Origin of the sequence: Blastococcus atacamensis (assembly GCF_002938425.1) — a bacterium.
GTDB classification, from domain to species: domain Bacteria; phylum Actinomycetota; class Actinomycetes; order Mycobacteriales; family Geodermatophilaceae; genus Blastococcus; species Blastococcus atacamensis.
Genome location: NZ_POQU01000047.1, coordinates 19,985 through 29,099, shown reverse-complemented (window position 1 = coordinate 29,099; position 9,115 = coordinate 19,985). Strand labels below are relative to the sequence as shown.

The window sequence follows — 9,115 nt, the reverse complement described above, 5'->3', positions numbered from 1 at the left end:
CAACGTGTTCGACACGATCTTCTTAGTAGGGCGTGTCAGATGTGTAAAAGGGACAGAAAGGAAGAGGGACGCTACGGCGCTCGGAGCGCCGTAGCGTCCCTCTTCCTTGGACGCGATCGTGCGGGAGACGCCACCGATGAGCACCGACATCCACACCGCAGCGGCGGTCGCACCGGTGGAGACGCCCGCGCCGGGCCGGCACCGCGACCCGTCCGATCCCGAGCGCCCGAACGTCGCCGGGGACCTCGCCGGCCTCATGGGGTCCGCGCCGATGTTCCGCCGCGCCGTGGCCGGCTACGACCGCTTCGAGGTCGACACCTACGTCCGGTGGGCCGAGGAGGAGCTGGCGAGCGCCGAGCGGGCGCACGAGCACCTGCTGGTGCGGCACCTGAACACCGTCACCGCCCTGGACGACGCCCGCGCCCTGCTCGACCACTCGAGCGACGGCCGGGAGCTGCTCGGGACCTCCCAGCGGATCGGCACGCTGCTCGCCGCCGCGGCCGACGAGGCCGAGGGCATCCGGACCGAGGCCCGGGCCGAGGCCCGGGCCGAGCGCGCGGCGGCCGCCGAGGCCGCCGCGCGGCTGTCCGCCGAGGCGGCCCGGGTCCTCGCCGAGGCCGGCGAGGAGGCTGCTCGCGCGGTCGCCGCCGCGGCCGCCGAGGCCGGGGAGTTGCTGGCCGACGCCCGGCGAGCAGTCGAGGACGCCGAGCGGACCGCGGCCGGGCTCCGCACCGAGGCCGAACGGCACCTGGCGCGGGCACAGCTCACCGAGCGGACCGCGGAGCGGGACGTCGCGGTGCTGCGGCAGCAGGCTGCGGACCAGATCACCGACGCGCGCGTGCACGCCCGGGGCGAGATCGTGCGCATGCTCGACATCGGACGCGAGCAGCGCCGGCGCGCCGACGAGGCGACCGCCGACGAGCGGCGGCGCCTGGACCTCTCCGCCGCCACCCGCCGGACGGCCCTGCTCACCGAGATCGAGGCGCTCGAGGCCCGCCGGGCCACGCTCCGGGCCGAGGTCGAGGCCGCGGCGGTCGCGTCCGCCGTCGCACCTCCGGCACGCTCGTGGCGCTCCGTCGCCGACCGGCTGGTCCGCCGGTCGGGCGAGGTGCGCGCCGGCTGACGCCGGCGCCGGCCGTCACTCGAAGACGACGGTCCGGTTGCCGTGGATGATCACGCGGTTCTCGGTGTGCCAGCGCACCGCGTGGGCCAGCGCCCGGATCTCGGCCTCCCGGCCGCGCGCCGCGAGCTGCTCGGGGTCCAGCGCGTGGCCGACGCGGAGCATCTCCTGCTCGATGATCGGGCCCTCGTCCAGGTCCCCGGTCACGTAGTGCGCCGTGGCGCCGATGAACTTGACCCCCCGGGCGTGCGCCTGGTGGTACGGGCGTGCACCCTTGAAGCTCGGCAGCATCGAGTGGTGGATGTTGATCGCCCGGCCCTCGAGCTGCCGGCACAGGTCGTCGCTCAGGATCTGCATGTACCGGGCGAGCACGACCAGCTGGACGCGCTCCTCCCGCACGATGTCGAGCAGCGCCGCCTCGGCCTCGGCCTTCGTCTCCCGCGTCACCGGGATGTGCCGGAACGGCACGCCGTAGAACGCGGCGATGTTCTCCAGGTCCGGGTGGTTGGACACCACGGCGACGACGTCGAGGTTCAGCTCGCCGATCGAGTTGCGGAACAGCAGGTCGATCAGGCAGTGCGCGTACTTGCTGACCATGATCACCACCCGCTGCCGCTCGGCGGTGTCGGTCAGCCGCCAGGCCATGCCGAACTGCTGGGCCGTCTCCTCGAAGGTGGCGCGGAGAGCCGGGATGTCCAGCGGCCCGCCCTCGAGCTGCGCGAACTCGACGCGCATGTAGAACATGCCGCTGGTCGGGCTGTCGAACTGGTGGCTCTCCAGGATCGTGCAGTGCTGCTGCATCAGGAACCCGGAGACCGCGTGCACGATGCCCGGGGCGTCCTGGCAGGAGAGCACCAGGACACCGTGCTGGGCGCCGGCGAGCCGCGTCATCGCTCCTCCTCCTGGGTGGGTCCGCGCGGCCGGTCGTCCGGTCGCGTGGAGGTCGTCGCGTCGCCCGCGTCGGCCCCGGTCGGGGCCTGTGCGAGCGTCCGTCCGAAAGGTATGCAGCGGCCCAGTGTGACGGATGCCGCAGATGACGTCTCCCGGACGGCTGGACGTGCCGCCCCGCCCGCGACAATCGACGTAGGGCCGGGCGCCGTCCGTAGCGGTGCACCAGCGGCACCCGTCGCCTCTGTCCCCCGCACCGCCCTCGGGGTCTTGCCGGTGGCACGGGTGCGCGCGCACCCTGTGCCGCACGCCCCACCCGGGGTGCCGAGGACCCGAGACCGGAGGACCGATGGCCCGCATGCACGCCCGAACGACGGTGATCCACGGAGACCCGGAGTCGGTGGACGAGGGGATCGCCTACGTCCGCGACGAGGTCATGCCGCGGATGCGCGCCATGGACGGCTGCGTGGGCCTGTCGATGCTCGCGGATCGGGAGTCCGGCCACTGCATCGTCACCACGTCCTGGGCCGACGAGGCAGCGCTGCGCGCGAGCGAGGACGGTGTCCGGGAGCTGGCCGAGCGCACGGTGCAGACCCTCGGTGGCCGGCCGGAGCTGGAGGAGTGGGAGATCGCCGCCATGCACCGGGTGCACGAGCCGCACCCGGCCACGGCCTGCCGGGTGACCTGGCTGCGCAGCGACCCGTCGTCGGTGGACCGTGCGGTGGACGCCGTCCGGCTCTCGCTGATGCCCAAGCTCGAGGACCTGCCCGGGTTCTGCAGCGTCAGCGTCATGGTGCGCCGCGCCGACGGCCTGACGGTGGCCGCGGTTTCCTACGACACCCGCGAGGACCTGGAGAAGGCGAGCGAGGGCGCCCGGGAGTTCCGCGAGGAGTTCGCGCCCACCATGGGCATCCAGGCGCAGGACACCGCCGCGTTCGAGGTGGCGATCGCGCACCTGCGGGTGCCCGAGACGATCTGAACCGCCCCGGGCACCCGTCGCGTCATCCCAGCGCGGCGGCCAGGCGCGGGTAGACCCGCTTCACGTTGTGCTCGAAGACCGCCGCGCGGGCGTCGTCGTCCAGCGAGCCCTTCTCGAACGCGGCCTCGATGTAGCGGCGGGTGTCGTCGTAATGGTGCCCGGTCCGCTCGTCGATGCCGCGGACCGCTCCCACCATCTCCGACCCGAACAGGATGTTCGGGGTGTCGATGACGTCGAGCAGCAGGTCGATCCCGGGCTGGTGGTAGACGCAGGTGTCGAAGAAGAGGTTGCCCATCACGTTCGACTCCACCGGCGGCCGGCCGAGCATGTCGGCCAGTCCCCGGTAGCGCCCCCAGTGGTAGGGCACCGCTCCCCCACCGTGCGGGATCACCAGCCGCAGATCGGGCAGGTCGGTGAACAGGTCGCCCTGGATCAGCTGCATGAACGCCGTCGTGTCGGCGCTGATGTAGTACGCGCCGGTGGCGTGGAAGAACGGCGTCGCGGAGCCGGAGACGTGCACCATCGCCGGGACGTCGAGGGAGACCATCGCCTCGTAGAACGGGTACCAGCTGCGATCGGTCAGGGCCGGGGATGTCCAGTGCCCGCCGCTGGGGTCGGGGTTGAGGTTGCAGCCGACGAAGCCGAGCTCCTCCACGCAGCGGCGCAGCTCCTCGATCGACCCCTCGATCGGCTCGCCCGGCGACTGCGGCAGCTGGCAGACGCCGATGAACCGGTCGGGGTACAGCGTGGTCACCCGGTGGACGAGGTCGTTGTTCCGGCGCGCCCACTCCAGGCTCACCGCCGCGTCGCCGACGTGGTGGGCCATCGCCGAGGCACGCGGGGAGAACAGGGTGAGGTCGATGCCGCGCTCGTCCATGAGCCGCAGCTGGCTGCCCTCGATGCTCTCGCGGATCTCGTCGTCGCTGATCGAGGGGTAGGCCGGCGGCGTGGTCCCCGCCTTCCAGGCCGACACCTGCTCCTCGCGCCACGCCGTGTGGGCGGCCGGGGCGGTGGTGTAGTGACCGTGGCAGTCGATGATCACGCCGTTCCCTCCTGTGCGTCGCGCAGAGCGGTGAGCAGGTCGCGGGCTGCGGTCGCCACGCGGGGGGTGACCCCCAGCTCGGTGAGCTGCTCGGTGGCCGCGGCCATCTCGTCGGCCCGCCGCCGGGCGTGCCGGTGGGTGCCCTCGACCAGCCGGTCGATCGTGCGGTCGTCGAAGCCGGCCAGCTCGGCGCCGATGTTGCCGCGCAGCCAGTCGGCGCACCCGGCGGCCTCCCCGGCGGCGAGCGCCTCGACGACCGCGGCGGCGAGCCCCTTGTAGAAGACGCTGCGCAGCAGCTTCCGGGAGATGGCCTCGCCCACCGGACCGGGCTGCACGGTGACCTCGGCGCCCAGGGGCGACAGCAGGTCGGCGTAGCGCTGCGCCGCCGGGCCGGAGACCAGCATCGGCGTGCGCAACCCCTTGCCCGGCACGGGTGCCATGAGGGCGACGTCGACGACCGCGACGCCGTCGGCCGCCGCCTCGGCCACGGCTTCCTTGACGCCGGGTGAGGCGGTGTTGAGGTCCGCCCACACCGTGCCCGGACGCAGCGCCGGCAGCGCGTTGCCCAGCGCGGTCAGGGCGTCGTGCGAGCTGTTGACGCTCAGCACGAGGTCGGCGTCGGCCACCGCCTCGGCCTCGCTGCCGCGCGGCTGGACGCCGTCGACGGTCAGGCCCTTGGGGTCGTACCCGCGGACGTCGGCGCCGGCGGCGACCAGGTCACGGCCGATCTCCGAGCCGGCCTCCCCCAGGCCCAGCAGGGCGATGCGCGCCGTCACCCGGCCGCGCCCGGCTGCTCGACCGGCGGGGTGCCGTGGGTGTGGAACGTGGAGATGGTCTGCAGCCCCCACGCCTGGCCCTTGGCCCGCTCCGCAGCGTTCCAGTCGATGGGCTTCCAGTCCGGGGCGAAGACCAGCCGCGCGCCCGGGTTGTCCAGCTCGATGCGGTTGCCGGCCGGGTCCCACACGTAGAGGAAGAAGCTCTGCTGGATCGTGTGCTTGTGCGGGCCGGTCTCGATGTGGATCCCGTGCTCCAGGGCCAGGTCGGCCGCGCGGATGATGTCGTCGCGGCTGTCCACGGCGAACGACAGGTGGTGGAGCCGGCCCGAGGTACCGGTGTTGTCCCGGGTCCACACGGCGTCGTAGCCCTTGTTGGTGAACGTCGTCCAGCTGCCGGCGACGCCGTCGTCGAGCACGATCTGCTCGGTGACCATGCCGCCGAGCACGTCGACGGCGAAGTCGCGGTTGGCGACGGGGTCCACGCCGAGGTAGTTGATGTGGTCGATCCGCCGGACGCTGACGCCCCGGCCGGGGTAGGCCTGCGCCTGGTTCTTGAGCGCCGGCTTCAGGTCCCCGGTCGGCGCGTACCACTCGGTCTCGTAGTAGACGCCCATCTCGTGGCCGTCGGGGTCGGTGAAGACGTAGACCGGGCCGTACCCGGGGTCGCCGTCCTGCCAGCCCTTGCCCAGCCCGGTCGTCTCGATCGCGGCCACCCGGCGCTCCAGCGCCTCCGGGGTGGCGGCACGGAAGTTGGTGCGGCCGACGCCGGGCCGCTCGGCGGCCGTGAGCTTGATGGTGGTGTTCTCGTAGTCGTCCCAGGCGCGCAGGAAGACCGAGTCGCCGTCGCGACCGTTCTCCGTCAGGCCGAGGTAGCGCACGTAGAAGTCGAGGCACTCCTCGGGCTTGTCGGTGAGCAGCTCGACGTGGGCGAGGTGCGCGATGTCGTGGAGCGGCGGCACGAGGTTCTCCTCTGGAGGGTCGGACTAACGGGGGAAGGCGGTGCCGTCGAACAGCTTGCGGGCGGTGCGCACGACGCCCGAGCGGACGACGCGGGGCGGGGTGACCGAGCCGTCGACGACGACGTCGACCATCAGGTGGCCGGTCGGGTGCTCGACGTCGACCCGGGAGGTGTCGGCCGGCCAGTCGGCCGTCAGCTCGTGGCCGACGGCGCCCGGCAGGAGCATCCCGGTGACGACGCTGACGGCGCCGAGCACGCCGATCGAGGTGTGCGGCCGCACCGGGATGAACGACCGGGTGCACACCTGGCCGCCGTCGGCGGGCGCGGACAGCAGCACGGTCTTGGGCACCGAGGCGCCCGAGACGTCGCCCATGCCCATGATCTCCGCGGCCTTGCGGCGGAAGGTGTCGATCCGCTCCAGCAGCGAGGCGTCGGCGGCCAGCTCCTCGTGGGACTCGTGCCCGGTCAGGCCGAAGGACGCAGCGAGCGCCAGGACGACGGGCATGCCGTTGTCCACGCAGGTGACCTCGATGCCCTCGACGGTGTCGCGGACGTGCCCGGTGGGCAGCAGCGCGCCGGTCGCCGAGCCCTCGGTGTCGGTGAAGGCAAGAACCACCGGCGCGGCCGTCCCCGGGACACCGGCGATCTCCACCTCGCCCCGGTACTCCACCGCGCCCCCGGGCGTCGGGAAGGTGGCGACGGCGACGCTGTCGGAGTTGACCATCCGGATGCGCACGCTGGTCTCGTCGGCCGCGGCGGGGACCAGCCCGCGCTCGACGGCGAACGGGCCCACCCCGGAGAGGATGTTGCCGCAGTTCTGCCGGTCGCTGACCGTCGCCTCGTCCACCCCGAGCTGCAGGAACAGGTACTCGACGTCGACGTCGGGGTCCGCCGAGGGCCACACGACCGCGACCTTGCTCGTGAGCGTCGTGGCCCCGCCCAGGCCGTCGATCTGCCGCGGGTCGGGCGTGCCCATCAGCCGCAGCAGCAGCTCGTCGCGCTCCGCGGGGTCCGCGGGCAGGTCGGCCGCCTCGAAGAACAGTCCTCGGGAGGTGCCGCCGCGCAGCATCGTGCAGCGGACGCCGGTGTCGTCGTAAGCCATCACTGCTCCCTGACGTACTCCTCGTAGGGGACGTACTCGATGCCGAAGGAGGGCAGCTGGTCGCGCAGGCCGTAGCGGTCCAGGCCCAGCTCGCCCCCCTGGAAGGCCGCGCGGCTGGCGGCCTCCTTGTCGATCCGGGCCTGGCCGGCGGTCAGCGCCCGGGGCACGTCGGCGCGCGGCACGACCATCACGCCGTCGTCGTCGGCGAGGACGACGTCGCCCGGGCGGATCGTCTGGCCACCCAGCACGATCGGCACGTTCACCGCGCCGGCCGTCGCCTTGACCGAGCCCTGCGCGCTGACCGCGCGCGACCAGGCCGGGAAGCCCATCTCCTCCAGCTCGCGGACGTCGCGGACGCCGCAGCCCAGCACCACCCCGCGCACGCCGCGGGAGGCCAGCGCGGTGGCGAACAGCTCGCCGAACAGCCCGTCGGTGGACGGCGAGTTGGTGGCCACGACCAGCACGTCGCCGGGCCGGCACTGCTCCACGGCGACGTGGATCATCAGGTTGTCGCCCGGCCAGCACAGAACGGTGACCGCGGTGCCGCCGATGCGCGCGCCCGCCCAGGCGGGGCGCAGCTCCGGGCCGAGGTAGCCCACCCGCCCGAGCGCCTCGTGGACGGTGGCGACGCCGAACTCGCCCAGCCGGGCTGCGTCGCCGGCGTCGGCGCGCGGCGGATCGGTGACGACGACGTTCCTCATGCTGCTCCTCCGGAAGGGCTGGACTCGGACGGGCTGGACTCGGACAGGGCGGTGATGACGCCGCGGAGGTGGGCTCCCGCCGCGGCCTCGGCCCGCTCGGGGTCGCGGTCGGTGATCGCGTGCACCAGGTCGGACAGGCCGCTGAGGCTCACGCGGGGACGCCCCGGCCGCAGCGACAGCTGGAACTGGTGGCGGACCAGCTGGCCCTGCAGGCGGCCGACCAGGTCCGCCGCGATCGGGTGGCGGGCGGACTCGGCGACCAGCGCGTACAGCTGCCGGATGAGCTCCGAGTACTTCCGGAGGTCGCCGGAGTCGACGGCGGCGGTCATGGTGTGCAGGTGCGCGCGCAGCCGGTCGGCCTCCGCGTCGGTGATCCGCTCGGCCGCCTTGCGGGCGAGCAGTCCCTCGAGCGGCAGGCGGCACTCGGTGATGGCGATGGCCTCCTCCGTGGAGACCACCCGCACGCGGGCGCCCTTGTTCTGGATCCGCTCGACGAGCCCCTCCGCGGCCAGGGCGTCGATCGCCAGTCGCACCGCGCTGCGGCTCACCCCGATCAGGTCGACCAGCTCGGCCTCGACCAGCCGGTACCCGGGCGGCATGTCACCGCGGGAGATCGCGCCGCGGAGGGCGCGTTCCGCCGTTTCCTGTGCCGCGGATGCCATGGCCGCACCGTAATCCATGCGGCGCGGATTGCCAACGATCCTGTACGCAATCCGCTGGGCGCTAGCCCCCCGCCGACTCCCGCAGCAACGCGTCGATCAGCTCCTGCAGGTGCGACCGGGCGGCCGCCTCGGCGCAGTCCGGCCGGCGCTGGGCCACCGCGTCGACGACCCGCCCCAGGTCGGGGAGCGACCGCTCGGCCTGCCCGGGGCGCAGGAGCAACCGGAACTGGTGCCGCAGGACCTGACCCTGGAGGCGCTCGACCAGGGACGACGCGATGGCCTGGCCGGCGGACGCGCGGACGAGCCGGTGGTGCTCCTGGAGCAGCGACCAGAAACCGAGCGGCTCCTGGTCGACCGCCGCCCGCTGCAACTGCTCCAGCGTGGCGCACAGGCCGTCGATCTGGCCGGCGGTCGCGTTGAGGGCGGCCTTGTGCGCCAGCAGTCCGTCGAGGGCCTGGCGGCACTCGAGGATCGCCACCGCCTCGGCCGTCGACACGATGCGGACCCGCGCCCCGCGGTTGGGGATCCGCTCGACCAGACCCTCGGCGATCAGCACGTCCAGGGCCAGCCGGGCGCTGTTGCGGGTGACCCCGTACCGCTCCCCCAGCTCGGGCTCGACCAGCCGCTGCCCCGGCGCCACGACGCCCCGCGTGATCTCGTCGCGCAGCCGCTGCTCGGCCATGCGCCTGGCCTGCACGCCGCTGCGCAACTGCGGGACCCCGCCGACCACCTGCGCCACCGGCCCACCGTAGGGAGCGTGCCGACCCGGCCTCAAGAGAAGTGGCCGGCCCGGTACGACGACGTCCTCCGTGCGAGGGACCCGCGGAGCGGCGGGACCGGGCGCGAGAGGGGCGGCCCGTCCGGAGACGAGCCGCCCCTGTCGCATC

General features: G+C 73.6%; 10 protein-coding genes. 2 read left to right on the top strand and 8 right to left on the bottom strand.

Annotated elements, in window-relative coordinates; genetic code table 11:
* Positions 1–136: 136 nt before the first annotated feature.
* Entirely contained in the window at positions 137–1,123 is a 987-nt protein-coding gene (locus tag C5508_RS12280) for a hypothetical protein (protein WP_104525230.1), read from the top strand.
* Between the two features lie 15 nt (positions 1,124–1,138).
* On the opposite strand, the gene purU is transcribed toward C5508_RS12280, so the two are convergent.
* Complete coding sequence (gene purU / locus C5508_RS12275; protein ID WP_104525229.1) at positions 1,139–2,011, bottom strand: formyltetrahydrofolate deformylase; 873 nt, start codon at positions 2,009–2,011, stop codon at positions 1,139–1,141.
* A gap of 355 nt (positions 2,012–2,366) precedes the next feature.
* Here purU and C5508_RS12270 point away from each other — a divergent pair, with 355 nt between their 5' ends.
* Positions 2,367–2,987 carry a putative quinol monooxygenase gene (locus C5508_RS12270; protein WP_104525238.1) on the top strand — a complete coding sequence of 207 codons (621 nt, stop codon included), beginning with the start codon at positions 2,367–2,369 and terminating at the stop codon, positions 2,985–2,987.
* A gap of 22 nt (positions 2,988–3,009) precedes the next feature.
* Here the strand turns inward: C5508_RS12270 and C5508_RS12265 are convergent, their stop codons facing one another.
* From C5508_RS12265 to C5508_RS12235, 7 genes are all read right to left on the bottom strand, one after another.
* Positions 3,010–4,029: an amidohydrolase family protein gene (locus tag C5508_RS12265; RefSeq protein ID WP_104525228.1), complete on the bottom strand. Its 1,020-nt coding sequence runs from the start codon at positions 4,027–4,029 to the stop codon at positions 3,010–3,012.
* On the bottom strand, positions 4,026–4,805 hold the full coding sequence (locus C5508_RS12260) for an NAD(P)-dependent oxidoreductase (protein WP_104525227.1): 780 nt from the start codon (positions 4,803–4,805) through the stop codon (positions 4,026–4,028). Before C5508_RS12260 ends, C5508_RS12265 begins: the two co-directional genes overlap by 4 nt.
* A complete protein-coding gene (locus C5508_RS12255; RefSeq protein WP_104525226.1) occupies positions 4,802–5,764 on the bottom strand; it encodes a VOC family protein in 963 nt (320 codons plus the stop codon). The genes C5508_RS12260 and C5508_RS12255 overlap by 4 nt, the downstream gene beginning before the upstream one ends.
* A 24-nt stretch (positions 5,765–5,788) precedes the next feature.
* Complete coding sequence (locus C5508_RS12250) at positions 5,789–6,865, bottom strand: 4-oxalomesaconate tautomerase (RefSeq protein WP_104525237.1); 1,077 nt, start codon at positions 6,863–6,865, stop codon at positions 5,789–5,791.
* On the bottom strand, positions 6,865–7,566 hold the full coding sequence (locus C5508_RS12245) for a 4-carboxy-4-hydroxy-2-oxoadipate aldolase/oxaloacetate decarboxylase (protein WP_104525225.1): 702 nt from the start codon (positions 7,564–7,566) through the stop codon (positions 6,865–6,867). The genes C5508_RS12250 and C5508_RS12245 overlap by 1 nt, the downstream gene beginning before the upstream one ends.
* The gene (locus tag C5508_RS12240; protein ID WP_104525236.1) at positions 7,563–8,228 is read right to left on the bottom strand and encodes a GntR family transcriptional regulator; all 666 of its coding nucleotides are present in this window, start codon (positions 8,226–8,228) and stop codon (positions 7,563–7,565) included. The genes C5508_RS12245 and C5508_RS12240 overlap by 4 nt, the downstream gene beginning before the upstream one ends.
* Before the next feature lie 61 nt (positions 8,229–8,289).
* The gene (locus C5508_RS12235; protein ID WP_232797088.1) at positions 8,290–8,967 is read right to left on the bottom strand and encodes a GntR family transcriptional regulator; all 678 of its coding nucleotides are present in this window, start codon (positions 8,965–8,967) and stop codon (positions 8,290–8,292) included.
* Positions 8,968–9,115: the final 148 nt, after the last annotated feature.